This window comes from Natronomonas halophila (assembly GCF_013391085.1).
In the GTDB taxonomy this organism is placed as follows: Archaea; Halobacteriota; Halobacteria; order Halobacteriales; family Haloarculaceae; genus Natronomonas; species Natronomonas halophila.
In genome coordinates this window covers 2,043,510-2,067,495 of sequence record NZ_CP058334.1, presented here as the reverse complement: position 1 = coordinate 2,067,495, position 23,986 = coordinate 2,043,510, and the positions used below count along the sequence as shown (strand labels likewise).

19 protein-coding genes and 1 tRNA gene are annotated in these 23,986 nt (G+C 64.9%); 16 read left to right on the top strand and 4 right to left on the bottom strand.

What is annotated here, in order from left to right:
- The first annotated feature begins 73 nt into the window (after window positions 1–73).
- From HWV23_RS11010 to HWV23_RS10995, 4 genes are all read left to right on the top strand, one after another.
- Window positions 74–268: a hypothetical protein gene (locus HWV23_RS11010; RefSeq protein ID WP_178290447.1), complete on the top strand. Its 195-nt coding sequence runs from the start codon at window positions 74–76 to the stop codon at window positions 266–268.
- A gap of 239 nt (window positions 269–507) precedes the next feature.
- Entirely contained in the window at window positions 508–2,019 is a 1,512-nt protein-coding gene (gene pheS / locus HWV23_RS11005; RefSeq protein ID WP_178290446.1) for a phenylalanine--tRNA ligase subunit alpha, read from the top strand.
- Window positions 2,019–3,881 carry a tRNA ligase subunit PheS family protein gene (locus tag HWV23_RS11000; RefSeq protein ID WP_178290445.1) on the top strand — a complete coding sequence of 621 codons (1,863 nt, stop codon included), beginning with the start codon at window positions 2,019–2,021 and terminating at the stop codon, window positions 3,879–3,881. The genes pheS and HWV23_RS11000 overlap by 1 nt, the downstream gene beginning before the upstream one ends.
- A 710-nt stretch (window positions 3,882–4,591) precedes the next feature.
- Window positions 4,592–6,961, top strand: a complete 2,370-nt coding sequence (locus tag HWV23_RS10995; RefSeq protein WP_246282680.1) for a DEAD/DEAH box helicase — start codon at window positions 4,592–4,594, stop codon at window positions 6,959–6,961.
- On the opposite strand, the gene HWV23_RS10990 is transcribed toward HWV23_RS10995, so the two are convergent.
- Entirely contained in the window at window positions 6,962–7,825 is an 864-nt protein-coding gene (locus HWV23_RS10990; protein ID WP_178290444.1) for a hypothetical protein, read from the bottom strand.
- Between the two features lie 97 nt (window positions 7,826–7,922).
- Between HWV23_RS10990 and HWV23_RS10985 the strand changes: the two genes are divergently transcribed.
- The 12 genes from HWV23_RS10985 to HWV23_RS10930 all read left to right on the top strand — a co-directional run bounded on the left by HWV23_RS10985 (window position 7,923) and on the right by HWV23_RS10930 (window position 18,315).
- Window positions 7,923–8,303 carry a Rid family detoxifying hydrolase gene (locus tag HWV23_RS10985; protein WP_178290443.1) on the top strand — a complete coding sequence of 127 codons (381 nt, stop codon included), beginning with the start codon at window positions 7,923–7,925 and terminating at the stop codon, window positions 8,301–8,303.
- The gene (locus HWV23_RS10980; protein ID WP_178290442.1) at window positions 8,300–8,527 is read left to right on the top strand and encodes a DUF7981 family protein; all 228 of its coding nucleotides are present in this window, start codon (window positions 8,300–8,302) and stop codon (window positions 8,525–8,527) included. The genes HWV23_RS10985 and HWV23_RS10980 overlap by 4 nt, the downstream gene beginning before the upstream one ends.
- Window positions 8,528–8,583: 56 nt before the next feature.
- A tRNA-Ser gene (locus HWV23_RS10975) sits at window positions 8,584–8,665 on the top strand.
- Window positions 8,666–8,829: 164 nt separating this feature from the next.
- Window positions 8,830–9,957: an RNA-guided endonuclease InsQ/TnpB family protein gene (locus HWV23_RS10970; protein WP_178290441.1), complete on the top strand. Its 1,128-nt coding sequence runs from the start codon at window positions 8,830–8,832 to the stop codon at window positions 9,955–9,957.
- A gap of 126 nt (window positions 9,958–10,083) precedes the next feature.
- Window positions 10,084–10,470, top strand: a complete 387-nt coding sequence (locus HWV23_RS10965; protein ID WP_178290440.1) for a DUF7383 domain-containing protein — start codon at window positions 10,084–10,086, stop codon at window positions 10,468–10,470.
- A gap of 229 nt (window positions 10,471–10,699) precedes the next feature.
- Entirely contained in the window at window positions 10,700–12,373 is a 1,674-nt protein-coding gene (thsB, locus tag HWV23_RS10960) for a thermosome subunit beta (protein ID WP_178290439.1), read from the top strand.
- A gap of 333 nt (window positions 12,374–12,706) precedes the next feature.
- The gene (locus tag HWV23_RS10955) at window positions 12,707–13,174 is read left to right on the top strand and encodes a cupin domain-containing protein (RefSeq protein ID WP_178290438.1); all 468 of its coding nucleotides are present in this window, start codon (window positions 12,707–12,709) and stop codon (window positions 13,172–13,174) included.
- Between the two features lie 55 nt (window positions 13,175–13,229).
- Window positions 13,230–13,598 carry a DCC1-like thiol-disulfide oxidoreductase family protein gene (locus HWV23_RS10950; RefSeq protein ID WP_178290437.1) on the top strand — a complete coding sequence of 123 codons (369 nt, stop codon included), beginning with the start codon at window positions 13,230–13,232 and terminating at the stop codon, window positions 13,596–13,598.
- A 302-nt stretch (window positions 13,599–13,900) separates the two neighbouring features.
- Window positions 13,901–14,752, top strand: coding sequence for a CBS domain-containing protein (locus tag HWV23_RS10945; RefSeq protein ID WP_178290436.1), 852 nt, complete (start codon window positions 13,901–13,903; stop codon window positions 14,750–14,752).
- A complete protein-coding gene (glyS, locus tag HWV23_RS10940) occupies window positions 14,749–16,485 on the top strand; it encodes a glycine--tRNA ligase (protein ID WP_178290435.1) in 1,737 nt (578 codons plus the stop codon). Before HWV23_RS10945 ends, glyS begins: the two co-directional genes overlap by 4 nt.
- Before the next feature lie 42 nt (window positions 16,486–16,527).
- Window positions 16,528–17,076, top strand: coding sequence for a cation:proton antiporter regulatory subunit (locus HWV23_RS10935; protein ID WP_178290434.1), 549 nt, complete (start codon window positions 16,528–16,530; stop codon window positions 17,074–17,076).
- Window positions 17,077–17,079: 3 nt separating this feature from the next.
- Window positions 17,080–18,315 (top strand): cation:proton antiporter, encoded by a 1,236-nt coding sequence (locus HWV23_RS10930; RefSeq protein WP_178290433.1) that lies wholly within the window; start codon window positions 17,080–17,082, stop codon window positions 18,313–18,315.
- 66 nt (window positions 18,316–18,381) lie between these two features.
- Here HWV23_RS10930 and eif1A read toward each other — a convergent pair whose 3' ends face one another.
- The 3 genes from eif1A to HWV23_RS10915 all read right to left on the bottom strand — a co-directional run bounded on the left by eif1A (window position 18,382) and on the right by HWV23_RS10915 (window position 23,961).
- Window positions 18,382–18,678 carry a translation initiation factor eIF-1A gene (gene eif1A / locus HWV23_RS10925; protein ID WP_178290432.1) on the bottom strand — a complete coding sequence of 99 codons (297 nt, stop codon included), beginning with the start codon at window positions 18,676–18,678 and terminating at the stop codon, window positions 18,382–18,384.
- Window positions 18,679–18,799: 121 nt separating this feature from the next.
- On the bottom strand, window positions 18,800–22,294 hold the full coding sequence (locus HWV23_RS10920) for a PAS domain S-box protein (protein ID WP_178290431.1): 3,495 nt from the start codon (window positions 22,292–22,294) through the stop codon (window positions 18,800–18,802).
- A 101-nt stretch (window positions 22,295–22,395) separates the two neighbouring features.
- Complete coding sequence (locus HWV23_RS10915; protein ID WP_178290430.1) at window positions 22,396–23,961, bottom strand: long-chain-fatty-acid--CoA ligase; 1,566 nt, start codon at window positions 23,959–23,961, stop codon at window positions 22,396–22,398.
- Window positions 23,962–23,986: the final 25 nt, after the last annotated feature.

Genomic DNA, 23,986 nt, shown 5'->3' with positions numbered 1-23,986 from the left:
GCCCGAAATTCGCCGTTTCGATTGAACGTTTTCCCCCGTTGAAGTGTCGTCTCGGGATAGGCTGAAGCGAACGATGCCCGCACCCTATCCCGACATCGACGACGAACAGGCGCCCAGTCCGCTGGTCGATGCCCGCATCGAGGAGACGCCCGACGGGAACGAGCGGTGTATCATCTTCGACCGGGGCGGCCCCGTCAGCGACGGAAGTCCCGACCGCTGGATCGCCGCCGACGAAGGCTGGTTCGTCGAGTTGCGCGATACCCGATAGTAGCGGCCAACAGCCGATTGCGCCGAGGACAACGTTTTTCCCGACAGCCCTCTTGCCGCCGCGTATGGCATCCGAACCCGCTGCCGTCGGCACCGTTTCCGACCGCTCCGTAAGCTTCGGGTTCGGCTTTTTCTTCGCGGCGTAGACGCGGGGGGAGCCGGGCGGCCACGCGTGGCCCCCGGTGAAACCCCGTCTTCGAGTCGGAACCGCTAACAGAGAGACCCACGCATACCGCATCAATGAGACTCCCCGAAACGCAGGTCGCGCTGCTGGAAGCCGCCAGCGCGACCGAGACGAAAACGGTCGCACAGCTCGCCGAGGAGCTCGGCGAGGACCCCGCCGCCGTCACCCGCGCCGCCTTCGAACTCGAAGACGACGGGCTGGTGGCGGTCGAGGAACACGTCGCCGAGGAGGTCAGCCTCACCGATGAGGGCGAGACCTATCTCGAAGACGGCCTGCCGGAACTCCGCCTCTACGAGGCGGCCATGGACGCCGGCGCGGACGAGGAAGCCGTCCCGATGGGCCAACTCATCGGCGCGTCGGGCCTCGAAGGCCCGGAAGTCGACATCGCGCTGTCGAACTTCGCCCGGAAGGGCCTCGGGAAGATAGACAGCGGCGAGGTCGTCGCCGAACCCGACGCTGAGGCCGCCGAGAAGAACCGCGAAGCCGAGGCGCTCGAAGCCATCTCCGGGGGCAACGCCGGCTACATCGACGCCGGTATTCTCGACCGACTGGAATCCCGCGGCCTCATCGAACGCGAGGAGACGACCGTCCGCTCGGTGACGCTGACCGACGAGGGCGTCACCGCGATGATGGAGGGCGTCGAGGTCGCCGAAACCGTCGGCGCGGTCACACCCGAACTGCTGACCTCCGGCGAATGGGAGGACGTCGAGTTCACCGAGTACAACGTCGAGGCCGACGCCGAGACGGTCCACGGCGGTAAGGAGCACATCCTTCGACAGACCGCAAACCGCGTCAAGGACGTGCTGGTCGGGATGGGCTTCCAGGAGATGGAAGGCCCCCACGCCGACGCGGAGTTCTGGATCAACGACTGCCTGTTCATGCCGCAGGACCACCCCGCCCGGACCCACTGGGACCAGTTCGCGCTGGACGTCCCGGCGATGGAGTCCATCCCGGAGGACCTGCTGGAACGCGTCGAGGACGCCCACCGCAACGGCGTCGGCGAGGACGGCGACGGCTACCACTCGCCGTGGACGCCCGAGGTCGCAAAGCAGGTCGACCTGCGGGGCCACACCACCTCGCTGTCGATGCGGTACCTGTCCGGGTTCGCGCAGGGCGACCTCGAACCGCCCCAGCGGTACTTCAGCGTCGAGAAGGTCTACCGCAACGACACGCTCGACCCGACGCACCTGCTGGAGTTCTTCCAGATTGAGGGGTGGGTCATGGCCGAAGACCTCTCGGTGCGTGACCTGATGGGCACCTTCACCGAGTTCTACGAGCAGTTCGGTATCACTGACATCGAGTTCAAGCCCCACTACAACCCCTACACGGAGCCGAGTTTCGAACTGTTCGGCAAACACCCGGAGACGGGCGAACTCATCGAAATCGGCAACTCCGGCATCTTCCGTGAGGAGGTCGTGACGCCGCTGGGCGTCGAGTGTGACGTGATGGCGTGGGGCCTCGCCCTGGAGCGCCTGCTCATGCTGATGTACGGCTTCGAGGACATCCGCGACGTCCACGGGACGTTGTGTGACCTTGAACTGCTGCGGAACGTGGAGGTGGTGCAGTAATGCCCGTCGTCGACGTCGACCCCGACGAACTCCGCGAGTTGACCGGCAAGGAAGACAAGAGCGACGAGGAACTCAAAGACGACCTCTTCGGTCTCGGCCTCGAATTCGAGGGCGAAACCGAAGACGGCGAATTCGAACTGGAATTCGCGCCCGACCGCCTCGACCGCCTCTCAGTCGAAGGCATCGCCCGGTCGCTCCGCTACCACTACGGCGACGACCGGGGCGTCTACGTCCCGAGCACGAACGACGCCCAGTGGACCATCGAAGTTGAAGAGTCCGTGCCCGAGGAACGGCCCTACGTGACGGGCGCCATCGTCCGCGGTGCCGAACTCGACGAGGAGGAACTGGAGTCGCTCATCCAACTGCAGGAGAAACTCCACGCGACGATGGGCCGCAAGCGCGCGAAGGGCGCCATCGGCGTCCACGACCTGACGATGCTGAAACCGCTCGGCGAGGGCGACGAGAACAAGCGCATCGTCTACCGCGGCGTCGAGCCAGACGAGGACAAGTTCGTCCCGCTGGACGACGATTCGGAGCGGACGCCCGCCGAGGTGCTCGCAGAACACCCCATCGGCGACGACTACGCGCCGCTGGTCGAGGATTTGGACCGCTATCCGGCCATCTACGACGCCATCGGCCTCTTCTCGTTCCCGCCAGTCATCAACGGCCAGCGGACCGAGGTCGAAGCCGGGTCCCGCGACCTCTTCATCGAGATGACGGGCACCGACCAGTGGACTATCGACAAGATGCTCAACATCGTCTGCTACGCGCTGGAGGCGCGCGGCGGGAAAATAGAGGATGTCGAGGTCGAATACGCCGACGAGACGGTCGTCCGACCCGACCTCAGCACCGACACCAAGACGGTCTCCCACGACCGCATCGAGAGCCTCCTCGGTATCGACATCGCCGGCACGGACGTCATCGACCTGCTGGAACGTGCCGGCCTCGACGCCGAAACGAACGACGACGAAATCGGTGGTTCCGACGCCCGTACGCCCGACACCGCCAACACCGGCGGCGTCGATGAGACGACCGAAATCGAGACCGTCCCGACACGGGAGCTCGAAGCCGAATCGGTGGCCGGCATCGAGGACGATGAATCGAGCGGCCCCGACGAAGACGCAGACGAACTCCTCTACGAGGTCGAGATTCCGCCCTACCGCGTCGACGTGCTCCACCCGCTGGACATCGTCGACGACATCGGCCGCTCCTACGGCTTCAACGACCTCGAACCGAAGTATCCGGACGTCTCGACGGTCGGCGGCCGCCACGACCGCTCCCGACTAGAGGATGCCGCCCGCGATGCGCTCGTGGGGCTTGGCTTCGAGGACCTGCTGAACTTCCACATGACGAACGAGGAAGAGTTGTTCGACCGGATGGGCCTCGACGCCGACGACGACGCGCTGGGGGCCGAAGACCCGGCGACCATCACCGAACCCTACAGCGAGGATTACACCGTCATCCGGACCTGGGCGCTGCCCTCGCTGCTGATGGTCCTCGAAAACAACACCCACCGCGCGTACCCGCAGGACCTCGCGGAAATCGGGCTTGCGGCCCACGTCGACACCGACGAAGCGACCAACGTCGCCGAACACCGCACGGTTGCCGGCGTCGTCGCGCGAACCGACGCCTCCTACGAGGACGCCAAGGCGCGCCTGCAAGCCATCGCGCGTGCCTTCGACAAGGACCTCGAAACGCCGCCGACCGACCATCCGAGTTTCATCTCGGGCCGGACCGCCGAAGTGGTTCTCGACGGGGAGTCGGTCGGTGTTATCGGCGAGGTGCATCCGAAGGTGCTGGTCGAACACGACCTCGAAGTGCCGGTGTCCGGCTTCGAGTTCGAACTCGACGCACTTCGGTAGGCTGCATTCTGGTCTTTCTTTTTAAGTAGAGCATTGCGACTGCCTGACCGCAAACAGCCGGAAAGCCCTCGGCCCGGAGGCGGTCGCTAATCAGGATATCCTCACTCGCTTCGCTCGCTCGGATAGAGCCTGATTAGCGACTATATAAACGCCTCCGGAGCCTCGCCCTTTCAGTCCTCCAGGACAGCACTGCACCTGCCCTTCCCCGGGTTGCGCGGGCCGACGGCCCGCGGACCTACATCGCGGCGCGTAGCGCCGCGCATATCGCGCGGCGGCCCGAGGGGCCGCCCGCGCTCCCGGCCGATTGTCCATTTAAATATGGCGCGCGCTGGCCGACCGCCGCGAGCGACAGCGAGCGGGGTCGGGTCAGCCAGCGCGCGAGGGACGACCGAGCGGAGCGAGGGAGTCGGTTGGGGAGGCGTGTGGCTGCGGGTGCTGTGCGGTCCCTGGCGGAATCGAAGGGCGAAGCCGGGTGGCGTTCAGTTTAGTCGCTAAGCGGGCACTACGCGAGCGAAGCGAGCGTATCCCGCTTAGCGACCGCCACCCGGCTGAGGGCTTCGCAGGCGGTTGCAGTCGAGGAGTCGCCACGCTCGGTTTATAAAACAACGCCAGAATATAGATGGCCGAGGAACCCGCAAGCAGAACCGAGCGAGTCCCCCGACGCTTCCGGAATAGATGCGTTTTTACTCCGCGAGCGCCCGGTGCCGGTAGTGGCTACTTCCGCCGGCGCCGTCGAGGAGTTCGTCCCCGAGTTCGCCGAAGCGTTCCCCTTCGAGTCGTTCAACCGGATGCAGCGGGAGGCGCTGCCGGCGATACTCGACACCGACGACAACGTCGTCGTCAGCGCCCCAACGGCCAGCGGCAAGACGGCACTCGCCGAACTCGCCATCTGCCGGACGCTCCGCAACGACGGCACCGCGCTGTTTCTCGCCCCGCTACGCGCGCTGACAAACGAGAAGGAAGACGAGTGGGACCGCTTCGAGGAGTTAGGCTATTCGGTCTACGTCGTCACCGGGGAGCGCGACCTCAACCCCCGGAAGGCCGAACGCGCCGACATCCTCGTGATGACACCCGAGAAGGCCGATTCGGCGACGCGGAAACACGACTCGCCGCGGTATTCCTTTATAAATGACGTGGACTGCTGTGTCATCGACGAGGTCCACCTGCTGGATTCGGACCGTCGCGGGGCTGTCCTCGAGGTGACCATCTCCCGCCTGCGACGGCTCTGTGACACCCGCGTGGTCGCGCTGTCGGCGACGATGCAGAACGTCGAGGACGTCGCGAACTGGCTGGACGCCCCGCCCGAAGCGACCTTCGAGTTCGGCGACGACTACCGCCCCGTCCCGCTTTCGGCGGGCGTCGAGACCTACGCCCACGGCGACAACGCCTTCGCCGACAAGTACCGGCGCCTCTACCGGGCGCTCGATTTGGCCCAACCCCACATCGAGGACGGCGGACAAGCCCTCGTCTTCGTCGCCTCCCGGCAGGACACCGTGCGCGCGGCCGAGAAGGCCCGGGACGTCATCGCCGAACGCGATATCGAAATCGGCTCCCGGGGCGACTACGATTTCCACACCGACGCCAAAGAACTGAACAACGACACGCTCCGGCAGTCGGTCGTCGACGGCGTCGGCTTCCATCACGCCGGCCTCTCCCGGGAGGACAAGAACCGCGTCGAGCAGTGGTTCCGTGAAGGGAAGATACAGTTGCTCTTCTCGACGTCGACGCTCGCGTGGGGCGTCAACCTTCCCGCCCGGTGTGTCGTCATCCGGGATACGAAGCTCCACGACCCCCTGGAGGGCGAGGTGGACATGAGCCCCCTCGATATCCTCCAGATGCTCGGGCGTGCGGGCCGGCCGGGCTACGACGACGCAGGCTACGCCTACGTCGTCTGTGACGGCTCGGATGCCGACAAGTACCGACAACTGCTTCGGGACGGCAAGCCCATCGAGTCGCGACTGGCCGAGGAACTGGACTCGCATCTCAACGCCGAAATCGCGCTTGGCGTCGTCGACGACATCGAGGACGTGATGGACTGGCTTGAGACGACCTTCTACTACACGCGCGCCCAGAGCGCGCCCGACAAGTACGACGCCGCCGACGCCCTCCGAGACCGCGTTTCGGCGACGCTGGAACGACTCGTCGAGGGTGGCTTTGTCGACCAGTCCGGTCTCGAAATCGAACCGACCGGCCTCGGGAAACTCACCTCGCAGTTCTATCTGCGGCTGGATACCGCCGAGGGGTTCTATCGACTCTGCGAACGCGCCGCGAACGACGACACACCGGAACTCGACGAGTCGGCCGTCCTCCGCACCGTCGCCGACGCCGGGGAGTTCGACAGCGTCTCCGCCCGGCGCGACGAACGCGAAACCTTCGGCGCCGTGTTGGGCAACGAGGGCGACGACCTCGATGCTGGCAACCGGAAGGTGCTCGCCATCCTCCGCGCCGGCATGGACGGGACGACCCCCGGCGAACTCCAGAGCGACGCATGGGTTATCCGGCAGAACGCCCTCCGGATGTTGGCAGCGTTGCGGGCCTTCTGCGAGCGCTTCGCCTCCCCCCGTGACGCCAACCTCGTCCGGCGCATCGAGGCCCGTGTCGAACACGGCATCAGCGCCGACGCCGTCGGCCTCACCGCCATCGAGGGCGTCGGCAAGGGCCGCGCCCAGAAACTCGCCAGCGAAGGACTGGAAACGCCCGCGGACGTCCGCGAGGCAGGCGTCGACGGCCTCGTATCGGCCGGCCTCTCGGAGGGCCTCGCCGAACGGGTCATCCAGCAGGCCGAGTCGCTGCCCGCCCTCTCCTTCGAGTGGAGCGGCGTCCCCGACTCGATTCCGAAAGGCGAGAACACGATGGCCGAACTGACGGTCAGGAACGCCGGCGACGGCGAACCGGCCGGGGTTCGCGTCACCGTCAACGGCGTCGAGATGTCCGAGGAGACGCGGTATCTCGGCGAGACGACGCTTCCGGTCGGCGTCTTCGGCGGCGACGCCGAGGAGTTGACCTACGAGGTGGAGGTCGCCTTCTCGGAACTCCCGCTGGTGCCGATTACCGACAGTCGAACCGTCAGCGTGGAGTAATCACGCCTTTTCGGAGCATCGAATCGCATACGTTATCGTCAGGAACCCCGCCCCGCAGAGCCACATCTCGTGGGTGGCGACGATGTCGGGGTTCCACGGCGTGTCTGGTGGGGCGGGGGCCTCGCTCGCGTCGGCGGGATAGACCCGGAAGCGCTGGCCCATCGGCAACCGGAACGAACCCAGCGGCGTCACGAGATAGAGGCCCGGGTCGCCCGGTGCTTCGGTGGTGAAGACGACGCCCGTCCCCGCGTCCGTGGGGAGGACTTCGGGCCGTAGCACCGTCGAGAGGTTGCCGCCCGGCAGGGGGACGGCGATGTTGGTGTAGGTCTCGTTGCCGCGTTCGTGACGTGCGTAGGCGGCGACGAAGACGGCCGCGTTTTCGGTGTGTTGCCCCCGGCGGTCCGGTCGCGTGCGAATCCACAAACGGGCGCCCTCCCGTGGGTCCGTATCCGCGGGCAGCGTAACGATGCGGCTCTCTAATTCGAAGGGGTCGCCGCCGGGGCCGGGGAGGTTCAACTGCTCGATGTGGCTCGTGACCGGAGCCGCGAGGGCGGCACCGAGACGGAAGCCGCGGTGCCACCGGACCGCACAGACCATCTCGTAGTCGGTCGTCTCCTCGTAGAAGCGCCGGATTTCGGGATGGAGCGTGTCGGCGTCGAACCCGGGACGGTCGAAGACGGCCATATCGTCGACTTCGCCGGAGACCGAATCGCCGGCGATACCACGGCGTTCGGCGTAGTCGCCGCCGACGTGGCCGTCGGCCGACAGCGGCGAGAAGGGCATGTCGCGGGCCGCGAGGCGACTCCACGCGAGACCGGCGAGCGCCAGCAACGTCGCCACGGCGGCAAGCAGGCGTCGTCGCACGCGTCCTCAGAGGACCGCCACCCGAAAGTAGGCTTGGGCGCCGGCAGTTCGGCCGCGAGCGCCCGCTTTTATATCCTCGCGTGTCGCACAATCTGCCATGAGCAAGGAGACGATTCACACCGACGACGCCCCTGCCGCCGTCGGCGCATACAGTCAGGCGACGACCAACGGCGACCTCGTCTTTACCGCCGGCCAGATTGCGCTGACGCCCGACGGCGAGAGCCTCGCGGACGAACCGGTCGACGTGCAGGCCGAACAGGCGCTGTCGAACCTCGAAGCCGTCCTCGAAGAGGCGGGCACCAGCCTCGACAACGTCCTCAAGACGACCGTCTTCCTCGACGACATCGAGGATTTCGAGGCGATGAACGACACCTACGCCTCCTTCTTCGATGACGAACCGCCGGCCCGCTCGGCCGTCGAGGCCGGTGGCCTGCCGAAGGGGATGGCCGTCGAGATCGAAGCCGTCGCGACGAAATGAGGCCGCGGCAGAAGTCCGCGCTCCTGTGGGGCGCCATCGGCGCCTTCGCCTTTCTCGCCCTCCATCAGGCGTATCTGCTGGCCGACGGCGCCTTCCTCGGCGTCGGGCCAATCGCGGCGATTACGGTCGTCATCTTCGTCGGCACGACCCTCTCGGCGTACTATCTTGAGGGGTGGGTCGGGCCGGCACTGGGTCGCCAGCCTCCGAAGAACGACACCGAGTAACGTACTGGCAGCCAACGCGAAGCCTTTAAACAGCAGACTACGGTAGATTGGGGTGAGCCAGGATGGCCGAACGGTAAGGCGCACGCCTGGAAAGCGTGTTCCCTTACGGGATTCAGGGTTCGAATCCCTGTCCTGGCGCTTCTTCAAACTCAGCTACAACGCGTAGTATTCTTTTTGTCCACATAGTATTTTTAACCAAGAAGGATAGAGTAAGTATCGTGTCCACGGAGGATTGCCTTCGGCGCACGGCCGTAACCCGGCTTGAGGTTTCAAAGGGAGAGGCATCACTCCTCCGTGAGACGATGCAGGAATGGCAGAACGCCTGCCAGATAGCCGCTGAAAGCGCGTGGGGAGTCACCACTGACGCGACGTCCGTTCAGTCGATGGCCTATGATGCGGTCCGCGACGGCACGTCGCTGAAAAGCCAGCATGCGATTTTGGCTACCCATCGCGTCGCCGATACGTTACGAAGCATCACGGAAAAACACGACCGTGGCTGGGATGCGCCAAAACCTCGGTTCACCAGTCCTACCGTGGTCTACGATGAACGTTCGATGTCCTTTTTAGACGATGGAACCGTGAGTCTGGCGACGACGGAAGGCCGAGTCAGTGCGACACTCCGCCTGCCAGACAAAAAGGACGGCTATCAGCAGCAGTACCTCGACGACGAAGCGTGGGAGCATACACAGAGTACACTCCACGAGCGTGATGGGGCATTCTTCCTGCATATTGGGTTCAAGAAGCCGGCAGAGCCGAGTCGGCAGCCGGAGTACGGGACGGTACTCGGCGTCGACCTCGGTATCGATAACATCGCGGTTACCTCGACTGCCCAGTTCTTTTCCGGCAGCGAGCTTGAACACCGGCGTCGACAGTTTCGCCGAAAACGTCGGCGTCTGAAGGAGACCGGAACGCGAAGTGCCTTACGCACACTCATCGGGATTGAGAACAAGGAACGACGTATCGCACGAGAGATTCTTCACCGCGTTTCAAACGGCATCGTAGCAGAAGCAGAACGATACTGCTGCGATATCATCGCGTTCGAGGCACTCGACGGCATCCGAAATCGGCTACCGGCTGGCGACGTGTTCCATTCGTGGGCCTTCCGCCGGCTTATCGAGTATACCACGTACAAAGCACGGAGTGCCGGAATCCGTGTAACACGTGTTTCACCCGAATACACGAGCCAGCGCTGTGCGGAATGCGGCCATGTGGAAGAAGCCAATCGATCGAGCCGTGATGAGTTCGTTTGTCAGTCGTGTAACGCCAGATCCAACGCCGATTATAATGCAGCAAAAAACATCGGCGAGCGAGCGGTCCGCTGTGTTCAACAGTCGACACAGCGGACGAGCGTCAGTCGATACGCTCTGAAATCCGGGACCGTGACACCTGACGAGGGATTCACCCCAAGAGACGGTGGAGTCCGCGGATAAGCCGAACGGCAGTCGATATCCCTGTCCTGGCGTTACGAGACTGCGAACCGCGAGGCGCTTCTGCGATTCCTGCCCCCCACAGCCCCGCCGCTGAGCTATTTATGTCCTCGCGCCGCAGGCGAAACCATGAGCCGACGCGCCAACTACGCGCTCGTCCATTTCAGCGAACAGTTAGGGCCGAACGAGTCGGCACTCGACGTGCCGTGGGCGGAGTACACCGGCGACGAGACGACCGAACACACCTTCGAGGTGCCGGCCGAACCGAGCGACGCGTATCTCGAACTGCAGGCCTACGAGGTGGGCGCGTTCGGCCACGAAATCTACCTGAACGGCGAGCCGGTGACCGGGTTCGACATCCCGCCGGCCGACGGCTGGCAGTACTGGATGGACGCCGTGACCGGCGCGGAGTTGACCCCCGGCGAGAACACGATTCGGGTCGCCCGGGAGGACGGTAGCCGGGACAATTTCGCGGTCGGCAACGTCGTCGTCAACTGGAAGGAACCGGTCGAATAGAACGCCGCCCGTCCGAAGACAACCGGGAAGCGATACTATTCCCTAATAAACCCCGGGTCGAAGGGAGTAATCCGCCAGCATCGATTTGAGGGAAAACAACCGGGACAACAATTAGCACAGCGCCGCTATCTTCCGGTTTTGCTGCCGACCGCCGTGAGCGACGGTTAACGGTCGACCACCGCTATTCAGTAGGTTTTATATAGAACCACGGACAATCATTCGGACGATTATGAGTCAACAGCAGCGAATGGGTGGCCAGCCGATGATCGTTCTCGGCGAGGACTCCCAGCGGATGAAGGACGAAGACGCCCAGAGCCACAACATCTCTGCGGCGCAGGCGGTTGCCGAGTCGGTACGCTCGACGCTCGGCCCCAAAGGGATGGACAAGATGCTCGTCTCCTCGATGGGCGACGTCACCGTCACGAACGACGGCGTCACCATCCTGCAGGAGATGGACATCGACAACCCGACGGCCTCGATGATCGTCGAGGTCGCCGAGACACAGGAAGACGAGGCTGGCGACGGCACCACGACCGCCGTCTCGATTGCCGGCGAACTCCTGAAGAACGCCGAGGACCTCCTCGAACAGGACATCCACCCGACGGCCATCATCAAGGGCTTCCACCAGGCCAGCGACCAGGCCCGGAAGGAAATCGACAACGTCGCCCGTGACGTCGACCCCTCCGACACCGACCTCATCCGGAAGGTCGCCGAGACCTCGATGACCGGTAAGGGCGCCGAACTCGACAAGGAACTCCTCGCCCAGCTGGTCGTCGACGCCGTGCAGGCCGTCACCGTCGAAGCCGAGGACGGCGAGACCATCGTCGACCTCGAATACGTCAACGTCGAGACCCAGACCGGCCGCGCGGCCGGCGAGTCCGAACTCCTCAACGGTGCCGTCATCGACAAGGACCCGGCCCACGCCGACATGCCGACCGCCGTCGACGACGCCGACGTCCTCCTCATCGACGAGCCCATCGAGGTCGAGGAAACCGAGGCCGACGCCTCCATCCAGCTCGACAGCCCCGACCAGCTCCAGCAGTTCCTCGACAAGGAAGAAGAGGAGCTCCGCGAGAAGGTCGACGCCATCGCCGACTCCGGCGCCGACGTCGTCTTCTGCCAGAAGGGCATCGACGACCTCGCCGAGCACTTCCTCGCGCAGGAAGGCATCCTCGCGACCTCCCGCGTCAAGAAGACCGACCTCGGCTTCCTGAAGGAAGTCACCGGCGCCACCATCGTCTCCGAGTTCGACACCCTCGACGCCGAGGACCTCGGCACCGCCGACGTCACCTTCGACGAGGACGACGAACTGTTCTACGTCGAAGGCCTCGAAGGCAGCCACGGCGTGACGCTGCTGCTCCGCGGATCGACCGAGCACGTCGTCGACGAGCTTGAGCGCGGCATCGGTGACGCCCTCGACGTCGTCTCCCAGACCGTCTCCGACGGCCGCGTGCTGGCCGGCGGCGGCGCCGTCGAAGTCGAAGTCGCCCGCCGCGTCCGCGACTACGCCGACTCCGTCTCCGGGCGCGAACAGCTGGCCGTCGAGGCCTTCGCTGACGCGCTCGAACTCGTTCCCCGCGTCCTCGCGGAGAACGCCGGTCTCGACTCCATCGACACGCTGGTCGACCTGCGGTCGGCCCACGACGAAGGCAACGAGACCGCCGGTCTCAACGTCTTCACCGGCGACATCGTCGACACCTACGACGCCGGTGTCGTCGAGTCCGCCCACGCGAAGTCCCAGGCGCTCTCCTCGGCTACCGAAGCCGCCAACCTCGTCCTGAAAATCGACGATATCATCTCCGCCGGCGACCTCTCCACCGACAAGGGCGACGACGAAGGTGGCCCCGGTGGCGCGCCCGGCGGCATGGGCGGTATGGGCGGCGGCATGGGCGGTATGATGTAAAAGAACCTTTTTGCACCTCACTCGCGGCCCTTCGGGCCGCTCGTTCGGGCAAAAACGTTCATGAAAAAGACACGGCGGGCCTCCCTACGGTCGGCCCTTGGTCCCGCGCTCCCTCCGGTCGCGCGGGGAACCGCTCGGCGCGCTTCGCGCGCCTCGCGGATGCTTACCCGTCGACTGCCGTTCCGCTCTCGCACCGCTCCCGTTTGAACATCTCTCTTTCCACTCGCAGTATCGCTTTATAAGCAGACCATGAAACGCCCCTGCGTTCATTTCCTACGTTCGGTGACTATCGAGGCCCATTCCTTTTTGCGCGGCGCTGTCGCATAGCCGCGTATGGAGAAAGTCGACATCGAGGAACTCGAGAGTTGGATGAGTCCCGCGACCATCAAACGGCCGGTCGGAAAGGCGCTCGACGCGGAGAACCTCGCGATAAACTACTACGAGCTCTCGCCCGGCGACAGTTTCGCGTTCGGCTATCACGCCCACGCGGAGCAAGAGGAAACGTTCTACATCTTGGAGGGGACCGTGACCTTCGAAACCGAGGACGGCGACGTCGTTGTCGGGGCCGACGAGGTCATCCACTTCGAGGCCGGCGAGTTCCAGCGCGGGTGGAACCGCGGCGACGAGCGCGTCAAGGCGCTGGCGATGGGCGCGCCACAGGAGGGCGGCGAGTTGACGCTGCTGTGTGAGTGTCCGGACTGCGGGGAACGCACCGACCACGTCGTCGAGCGGGCCGAAGCGGGCGACGCGCTGGTGACCGTCTGTGAGGACTGCGGCGCCGAAACCGCCCGATACTCCTGAGACGACCCTCGCCGCAAACGGGGCTTCTAAACGGACGGAGGGTGTATATTCGGGTATGACAGAGGGTACGCTCGTTTACGACGACGATTGCGGGTTCTGCAAGTGGTGGGTCAACTACTTCGCACAGCGTTCGGACATCGGGACGGTCGGCTTCTCGGACCTCTCCGACGACCAGCGCGACCGCCTCCCCGAAAACTACGAGGAGTGTGCGCATTTCCTGACCGACGACACCGTCTACTCCTGTGGCGCGGCCATCGAGGAGGCCTTCGCGGTGGCGGACGTCCCGCCCGGGTCCCGGGATATCGTCTCCTTCCTCCGGCAGTTCGAGGACTACGAGGAACTCCGCGAAGAGGCCTACAGCGCCGTCGCCGAACGGCGGGGAACGCTTGGGCAGTTCATCTCGAAAGAGGAAGTCGAAGGCTGAGACAAAGTAACGACTCGTCCTTTCACCTGCTTCACGCTCTTAGCCAGAAGTCCGTGGGGAGCATCCGCGAGGCGCGTAGCGCCGAGCGGTTCTCCGCGCCGACCGTAGGGAGGTGCGGGTTGCGTGCTCCGCCCGCAACCGAATGGTCGTGGCGGCCTACGGCCGCCACGCACGGGACCAAGGCCCGACCATCGGGAGGGCCGCCGTGTCTTTTTCATCGAAGTTTTTGCCGGGCGCCGTAGGCGCCCGTGCAAAAAGTTCGTTCGGTGGACTTAGTACGCAGGCGCGGATACCTCGCGGGTATGAACGTCGCAGACGCGATGACGCCGCGGGACGAGGTTGTCACGGTCGAAATCCCGGGTACTCGGGAGGACGTCCTCGAATACCTGCAGGACCGGGGCTTTTCGTCGGTTCCCATCGTCAAGGAAACCGACGACGGCGAGGAGTTCCGCGGCCTCGTGACGCGTGAATCGCTCATCGAACAGCCGGACGAAGACCAGTTGGCGATGCTGATTCGAGAGGTCCCGTCGGTCGAATCGACGGCGTCGCTTACCGACGTGGCCGAACTCGTTATCGACTCGGGCGAGCGCCGCGTGCCCGTCGTCGACGACGAGGAACTGGTCGGCATCATCACCATGACGGACATCGTTCGCGCCATCGCGGAGGGCGAGGAGGACGGCGATACCGCCGTCGGCGACCTCGCGACTCACGAGGTCAACACGGTCTATCAGGGCACGCCGCTGCCGGTCGCCGAGCGCGAACTCGGCCTCGCGAACGTCCCCTACGCCATCGTGCTGGACGACGACGGCGACCACACCGGCATGCTGACGGAAGTCGACATCATCGAGGTTGCCCGTGTGGTACAGGGCGAGTCGGACCCCGGCGATGCCGTCGCCAATCAGGACGACGAGTGGATGTGGGAGGGCATCAAGGCCGTCGGGAGTCGCGCGGTGCCGACGCTGAACGTCGAGATTCCCTCGGAACCGGTCGCGGAATTCATGACTGCGGACCTCGTGACGGTTACGGGTAGCAAAACCGCCCGCGAGGCCGCCCAGGCGATGATCTCCCACGATATCGAGCAGATTCCGCTCGTCTCCGGCGGCGAACTGACGGGCATCGTCCGGGACGTCGACCTGCTGGAGGCGCTGGTATGACCGAACTGGCGGACCTCGCCGAACTGGCCAAGCGCCGCGGCTTCTTCTTCGCGTCGAACGAAGCCTACGGCGGTACAGCCGGTTTCTACACCTACGGCCCCGAGGGCGCCGCGCTGAAGCGGAACCTGGAGGACACCTGGCGGGACATCTTCGTCCGCGAGGAGGGCCACATGGAACTGGAGGCGCCGACGGTGATGCCCGAGGCCGTCTTCGAGGCGTCGGGCCATCTCGACGGCTTCGACGACATGATTATCGAGTGCGCCGAGTGTGGCGCGACCCATCGGGCCGACCACCTCGTCGAGGACGAAATCGAGGACGTCGAGGACGCCGAGGCCTACGAACCCCAAGAAGTCGGCCAACTCATCGCCGACCACGGCATCGAGTGTCCGTCCTGCGGCGCCGCGCTGGCCGACGAACCCGTCGAGGAGTTCAACCTCATGTTCGGCACGAACATCGGCCCCGGGTCCTCCTCACCGGGCTATCTCCGCCCGGAGACCGCCCAAGGCATCTTCGTGGAGTTCCCGCGTCTCAAGGAGTACGCGCGCAACCAGTTGCCGTTCGGCGTCGCCCAAATCGGCCGCGCGTACCGCAACGAGATTTCGCCACGTCGCGCGCTCGTTCGCGTCCGTGAGTTCACGCAGGCCGAACTGGAGCACTTCATTGACCCCGAACACGACGAACCGCCAATCGAGCGCGTGGCTGACGTCGAGGTGCCGCTCTACTCCGCGGCGGCTCAGCAGGCCGACGACGGCGAAACGGAAACCTACACCGTCCGTGAGGCCGTCGACGAGGGCGTCATCGAAAGCGAGTGGGTCGCCTACTATCTCGGCCGCTCGATAGAGTTCTACGAGCGCATCGGCATCGACATGGCGCGGTTCCGCTACCGCCAGCACCTGCCCGGCGAACTCGCCCACTACGCCGCGGACTGCTGGGACGCCGAGACCGAACTCGGCGGCAACTGGATCGAGGTCACCGGCTTCGCCTACCGCTCGGATTACGACCTCAAAAAGCACGGCGAGTACTCCGAGGAGGATTTCACCCTCTTTCGGCAGTACGACGAGAAACAGACCGTCGAGCGCGCGACGGTCGACCCCGATATGAGCTATCTCGGCCCCGAGTTCGGCGGCAAGGCCGGCGACATCGCCGACGCACTCGACGCGCTGGCAGGTCGTGACCGCTCGGCCTTCGAGGGCGAGGAGGTCACCGTCAAGGTCGACGGCGAGGAACACACCGTCCCCGTCGAGAAAACCGGCTTCGCCGTCGAGGAACAGACCGAATCCGGCGAGCACATCACGCCGCACGTCGTCGAACCCTCCTTCGGTGTCGGCCGACTCGTCTACAGCGTCCTCATCCATTCGCACGGCAGCGATGTCGTCAACGACGAGGAGCGGTCGTTCCTCGAACTGCCCGCCGACATGGCGCCGACGACCGTCGCCGTCTTCCCGCTGATGACCAAGGACGGCCTCGACGACCGCGCACAGGAGGTCGCCCGAGAACTCCGTGCGGCCGGGTTCGAAGTCAGCTACGACGACACGGGCAACATCGGCCGCCGCTACCGCCGACAGGACGAGGTCGGCACGCCGTACTGTGTCACTGTCGACTACGAAACGCAGGAAGACGACACCGTGACGGTCCGCGAGCGGGACTCGACCGACCAGGAGCGCGTGGCGCTCGATGAACTGCCCTCGGCGCTTCGGCGACTGGTCGCCGGCGAATCGCTGTCGGACCTGTAGCGGGGGCTTGGGTTTTATTCTCCGGCGTGCGAACGCCGAGCCATGACCGTCTACGAATCGGACTTGCCGGGCGTCGGCAAGAAGTTCGAAGTCGAAATCGGCGACGACGAACGCCTCGTCATCGTCATCCACAACACGGGCAAACGGGAGGTGTTTCACCGAGTGGGCGAGGCGGACTCGGAGAAACTCTTCGACCTCTCGGACCGACTCGCCCGACAGGTCGGCTCCATTCTGGAGGGGGCGCACTTCCAGCCAGTCAAGTCGGATACGACCGAGACGATGCTGGACGGCGATTCCCTGCTGGAGTGGGTGAACGTAGCTGAGGGGTCGGATATCGTCGGAAAGACGCTCGACGAACTGGATTTCCGCAACGAGACCGGCGCCTCGGTCGTCTCGATTCAACGGGACGATACGACCGAATCCAATCCCGGCCCCGAGACGGTCATTCAGGCCGGTGACACGCTCATCATCCTCGGACCGCGTGAGGCCTGCCGGGAAGTCGAGGGCCTCGCCGCCGAGGTCGACGAACCGGAGTCGGCCATCGAATCCGGCGTTATCGACGAACTGGCCGACGACGACACCGACGCCTGAGACATGGCGCAGGTACTGCTCGAAGCCGGCCTGATGTTCGCCGTGCTCGCGCTTGCGGGCACGCTCGCCCGCCGGGTCGGCCAGTCGGTCATTCCCTTCTACGTCATCGCGGGCATCCTGATGAGCCCCTACGTCCTCGGGACGCTCGATATCGGCCCGATTGCCGGCCTCACCGTCGCCGACTACGCGCTGGCCGCGGAGGAACACATCACGCTGCTGGCTGAGTTGGGTATCGTCTTCCTGCTGTTTTTCCTTGGACTGGAGTTCAGCCTCGACCGCCTGCTGGCCTCCAAGGAGAAAATCGGCAAAGCCGGAACGCTGGATTTGCTCGTGAACCTCCCGCTGGGCGTCGTCGTCGGCCTCGCGCTGGGCTGGAGCCTTCTGGAGGCGTTCGTCCTCGGCGGTATCGTCTACATCTCCTCGTCGGCCGTCATCACGAAGTCACTCATCGATCTGGGCTGGATCGCCAACGCCGAAGCAGAGCCGATGCTCGGAACGCTGGTCTACGAGGACCTCTTTATCGCCTTCTATCTCGCCGTCGTCTCGGCGGTGCTTCTGGGTGGCGGCGAATTCGCCGAAATCGCCGTCAACGTCGGCACAGCGATGGTCTTCCTGCTCGTGTTGGTCGGCGCCGTCTATCTGGGTGGCGAGTATTTCGAGCAGTTCCTCGACGTCGACTCACAGGAGTTGTTCGTCCTCCGAGCGGTCGCGATAACGGTCTTCGTCGCCGGCTTCGCGCTCGCTATCGGCGTCAGCGAGGCCGTCGCCGCCTTCTTCATCGGGATGGGCTTTTCGAGCACCGACCACCTCCACGACCTCGAACACCGGCTCATCCCGCTGCGGGACGTCTTCGCCGCCGTCTTCTTCTTCTGGATTGGCCTCAACACCGACCCCGCCGTCTTCCCGGCGGTCGCGGGCATCATCGCCGTCCTCGTCGTCGTGACGACGCCGTCGAAACTGCTGTCGGGCTTCCTCAGCGGCCGCATCTACGGCCTCGACGACCGCCGGAACGTCCGGGTCGGCTGTGGGATGGTCACCAGAGGGGAGTTCTCCCTTATCATCGCTGCCATCGCATCCAGCGCGGTGGGGCGGGGGCCGATTCTCACCGAAGTGGTGCCCGCCGTTGCGGTCGGCTACGTGCTCGTGATGAGCATTCTGGGAACGATGCTGATGCAGTATTCGGGGTATCTGGAGCGGTTTGTCGTCGAGTCGGAGCCGTCGACGGCCGCGGCTGATTAGGGGAGAAGAACATATGAATCGGGTCGCTGACGCGTCGCTCGCGCGGGCGTCGGAAAATCTAAAGAATCAGGCGAGGGCTTCGATGTGGCCTTCGCGGCGCAGCTGGGCGGCGTCCTGCTCGTCGTATCGCCATTCGATGTCCGCTTTCTCGTCCTGCCACGACCACGGCTCGATGAGGACGAGGTCGTCCTGGTTGATCCAGGTTCGGAAGCGCATGCGGCCGGGGATTCGGCCCATGCGTTCCTCACCGTCGATGCAGCGAAGGCGAACGCGCTGGCCTCCGAGCATCTCGGTCACGATAGCGAACATCTCGTCGTCCCCCGGCATCCGGAGGTTCTTCCGCTGAGTTTCTTCTTCTGTCACAATATAAATAGACGCTGAACACGGATAAACCGTCGGTTTTTCCGTGGTATAGCGTCACAGTCTTTCGGTTCTGATAAATCACGGGAAAGCGGCCCCAGCGCTGCCCGGACCGGCCACACGGCTACTCGGCCCGCCGCGTCCCGGGGCCGGTGCCGGCCTCCGACAGCACCACGTCGAACAGTTTGCGCTCGGCGCTCCGGACGTGCTGGTGGAAGGTCGGTGAGGAGACGCCGAGCGACTCGGCGACCTCCTCGCCGGAACTGCCGCGTGGCCACTCGAAGAAGCCGGAGAAGTACGCGACTTCGATGGCCGTCAACTGCCGGTCGGTGAGTTCCTCCATCCAGTCGTCGCTTATCTGCTGGGCCGATGCCTCGGAGGCCGACACCTGCCGCCGCGCGAGGGCGTCGGCCTGCGGATAGACGTCCTGAACGGTGTCGATGACGGTCCGGACGTCGGCGCTTTCCGGCAAGTGGACGGTCATCCGGTAGTCGCCGTCTGTCACGACGGCACGTTCTATCGACCCGCCGACGCCGGCGATAGCCGACAACATCGGCGGCTCCGAGAGGCGGGCCTGAAACCGGACGGGGTCGCTTTCCTCGTCGACGGCGGTGGCCTCCTCCCAGTAATCGAGGCTCTCGACCAGTGCCTCGACGTCCGCGAGGGACTCGGTTCGGCCGTAGACGAGGAACGCGCCGTCCCCGATGGGGACCGTCCGGTCGACCTCCAGACGGTCGATGTCGACTCCGAGGTCCTCGACCACGTCGGGGACGCCGAGTTCGAGTTCGACGACGGTGTCGCTCATCAGCGCCTGTTTTCGCTGGACCGACGCGATGGCGTGGCCGAGGATTTCACCGAGGTGGTCGATGACCGTCCGTTCCTCCTGCTCGAATCCGTCCGGCCGGTCGGTATAGACGTTCAGTACGCCGAAAACCGTATCCTCGTGGCGAATCGGAATCGCCGCCGACGCCCGGAAGCCGTACTCCTCGGCGATTCCGCGCCACGGGTCGTACTCCGGGGATTCGCGGACGTGTTGGAGCGTCTGAATCTCGCCGGTTCGAAGCGCACGACCCGTGGGGCCTTCGCTTTCGGCCTCGTCCGCGTCGATGGAAATCGACACGTCGTCGAGATATCCGTCGACGCCGGCCATCGCTCGGCGGTCGATGCTCTGGGCCGCCGGGTCGGTCTCGCCGACCCAGGCGAACTCATAGGAGTCGGATTCGGCGAGGCGTTCGCAGGCGATTTGCTCGATTTCGTCCCGCGTCGATTGCTCGATAACCGCATCGGAGATGTCGCGGACGACCTCGTTAAGCCGGTTGAGCGCCTGTAGCCGCTGTTCGGATTCCTCGAGTCGGCGCTCGTAGGCCCGCCGTTCGGTGAGGTCCTGAGCCATCGTCATGCCGGCGAACACCTCGCCGTCCTCGTCGGTGACCGGCGCGGCGTGGAGAATCCACTCCCGACCCTCGTAGTCGAGTTCGACCGACCGCTCCTCGCCGTCGAGGGCACTCTCGAGGGCCGGCCGCAACCTCTCGGCAGTCGCCCCGTCCCAGACCTCATCGAAGGTCCGGCCTTCGAGGTCGGCGGGGTCGGAACTGATGGTTTCGAACCCACGGCCGGCCGCGAGGGTGTACTCGTAGTCGTGGTCGAACAGCGTGACGATGCCGTTCGGGAAATGTTCCGCGAGCGCGCGATATCGGCGCTCGTTTTCCTCGAGTGCGCGCTCTCGACGCTTCCGCTCGGTCACGTCGCGGTCGGAGACGATTATCGACACCACCTCACCCTCATCGTTCGTCACCGGCCTGAAATACCCCTCAATCGCGTACTGCTCGCCGTCGGGGCGGGCGAGGTCGGCTTCGAAGTCGACGTACTCGCCGTCGGCCGCTCGCTCGACCCACTCGCGAACCTCGTCGCTGGCGGCGCCGGAGTCGCCCCACCACGGCGTCTCCCAGAAGGGTTCCCCGGTCACTGCATCGAGGTCGGCGTCGACGTACTCCATCGCCGTCCGGTTGATATCGAGGACGGTCCCGTCGGGGTCGAGCAGGCCGACGAGGATGTTCGGGTCCTCGAAAACGGCCTCGTAGCGCCGTTCCTTCCGCTGGAGTTCCCGCTCGTATTCCTTCCGTTCGGTGACGTCTCGCGCCATCGACAGGACGTACTCGCGGTTCAGTTCGACGTAGGAGACGTTCACCTCGACGGGGAACGTCGACCCGTCCTGCCGCTCGTGAGAGCCACGGAACGTCGTTCGGCCTTCGGCCCGAAGGTCCTCGATGAACGAATGCCAGTCCGCCTGCGAGGTCATTTCCGTCTCGATGTCGGGAATCGTCAACTCGAGTAAGTCCTCGCGGTCGTAGTTCAGTCGACGGGCGGCCGTATCGTTGACGTCGAGAATCCGGCCCGTCTCGGGGTCGCTAACCAGAACGGCGTCCGAGGAGCGGTCGAGCAGGTTTCGAAACAGTTCGAGTTCTCGCTGGCGTTCCTTGCGCTCGGTGATGTCGCGGACGGCGCCGGCCGTCCCTCTGAAGGTGCCGTCGTCGTCCCGCAGGTCGGTAAACCGGAGTTCCACGTCGAAGGACTCGCCGTCAGACGGTTCGAGTTCCTCTTCGAGTACCGCGACGTCGATGTCGCCCGCCCGGAGTTTCTCGCGGAGTTCCATGCCGCGTTCATGGCCACGCTCGGTGCTTACCACCTCGGCGTCACGGCCGAGCAACTCCTCGCGGTCGTAGCCGGTCATCTCGGCGAACGTCCCGTTGAGTGCGACGAAGCGGTGGTCCTCGTCGAGGACGTAGGCGCCGTCCGGAATCGTCTCGACGATGGTCTCGTATCGTTCGAGTTCCTGTTCGCGCTCCTTGCGCTCGGTGACGTCGCGGAAGTACACCGAAAGTCCCGTCTCGGAGGGATACGCGCGGACCTCGAACCACCTGTCGAGGGGGCCGGGATAATACTCCTCGAAGGCGACGGTCTCCTGTTCGTACATCGCCCGCTCGTATTTCTCCTTGAACTTCCGGCCGAGGGCGTCGGGAAACTCCTCCCAGACGTCCTTGCCCGCCAGTTGTCGCCCCTCGGGGTTTATCAGTTCGTGGGCGCGCTCGTTGAGGTAGGTAAAGCGCCACTCCTCGTCGAGGGCGAAGAAGGCGTCCGAGACCCGGCCGAACACCTCGTCGAGTTCGGATTCGAGTCGTTTGCGCTCGGTGATGTCGACGATGACCCCCTCGATGCCGACGAGGGTACCGTCCTCGAAGATGCCGCGGCCGTCGTCACGAACCCATCGGCTCTCGCCGCCGGCCGTCTCGATGCGATAGGTCACCGAGAACGTCCCCTCGCTTTCGGTTTCGGACTGGACCGTCTCCCAGACGGTTTCGCGTTCGTCCTCGGCGATGACGTCCTCGCCCCAACTGACCTCGTCGCCTTCGAGGGCGGCCGGGTCGTAGCCGGTCAACTCCGCACAGGCCTCGCTGACGAACGCCATCGGCCAGCCGCGCTCGTTTCGGCACCGATACACCATCCCGGGAACGTTCGCAAGCAGGTCCGACACCCGTCGTTCCCGAAGCCAATCGCCGGAATCGCCATCGGCCGCATCCCCCGCGAACCCATCCCCCGAGCCCCTCGCCTCTCGGTCCATAGTACGACAAGGGAATATGTTCTGACTGATAAAAGTATCAGTCGAAAATACGCAAGTAGTTAGAGGCCGGCCTGAACGGCCGGTCAGTGACCGAGCAGGGGTTACTGGTCGATGTCCTCGAAGTCCTCGAGTTCGAACTTCTGGACCTTGCCGGTGGTCGTCCGCGGCAGTTCGTCGATGAAGTGGACCTCACGCGGGTACTTGTACTCGGCGAGGTTGTTCAGGCAGTACTCCTGAATCTCGTCTTCGGTCACGTCGGCACCCTCCGCGCGGACGATGAAGGCGGTGACCGTCTCGCCGCGGCGTTCGTCGGGGACGCCGACGACGGCGGCGTCGGCGACGTCGGGGTGCTCGAAGAGCAACTCCTCGACCTCGCGGGGGTAGACGTTGTAGCCGCCGGTGACGATCATGTGCTTTTCGCGGTCGACGATGAAGAAGAAGCCGTCCTCGTCGTAGTAACCGAGGTCCTCGGTGTGGAACCAGCGCTTGCCGTCATCGTCGTAGGTGAAGGCCTCCTCGTTGGCGCCCGGGCGGTCGTAGTACTGCTTCATCACGTTGGGGCCGGAGATGACGATTTCGCCGACCACGTCGTCGAGTTCCGTCTCGTCGTCGACGGGGCCCTCGGGAACGGGGTCGACCTCGTTGAAGCCGTGGTCGACGACCTTTGCCTCGACGCCCGGCAGCGGCTTGCCGATAGAGCCGGCCCGGCGGTCGTCGGGCCGGTTGGCGTGGGTGACCGGCGCCGTCTCGGTGAGGCCGTAGCCCTCGAACAGTTCGGGGTCGAACTGTGCTTCGAATCGGCGCATCACTTCCAGCGGGAGGCTGGAGCCGCCGGCGTTGGCAAAGCGGACCGACGAGAGGGTGTAGTCGTCGGCGTCGGGGTGGTTGACCATGTCGTTGAACATCGCCGGCACCCCGTGGACGATGGTGAGTTGCTCGGATTCGATGAGTTCGAGCGCCTCGCCGGCGTCCCATTCGGGCATCGGCCAGAAACTGCCGCCCTCGTAGAAGGTCGCCAGCATCGTCACCGTCATGCCGTAGATGTGGAACAGCGGGAGGACGCCGAGCGTCTTGTCGTCGGCGTGGATGCCGTCGTGGATTTTGGGGGAGGCCCGCGCCTCAAAGGAGAGGTTACGGTGGGTCAGAAGGACCCCTTTCGGCGTGCCCGTCGTCCCCGAGGTGTAGGGCTGGCAGGCGACGTCGTCGTCCTGGCGGGCGACCGTCTCCAGCGTGTCCTCGGCGAGGAACTCGTCGTATTCGGTGGCGCCGTCGGCGTCGCCGGCCACGCTGACGACCGTGTGGACGTCGGTGTCGTCCTGAACCTCCCGAACCTGCGGGACGAGGTCAGCCAGCGTGACGACCGCGACGGCGCCGCTGTCGCCGAGCAGATGCTCGATTTCGCGGGACTTGTACTGGGGATTCATCGGGACGACGATACCGCCGGCCCGGAGCACGCCGTGGAAGGCGACGACGTACTGCGGCAGATTGGGCAGATAGATGCCGACCCGGTCGCCGGGTTCGACGCCCGAATCGGCCAGCGCCTGTGCGAACTGGCCGGTCTGGGCCCAGAACTCCTCGTACGTGAACTCCTGACCTCGGAAACCGATGGCGGTCGCATCGGGCGATTCCGCGACTGTTTCCTCGATGTCCGTGACGAGATTCGTCATCAATGGACCGTAGCGTTGGTCGCCG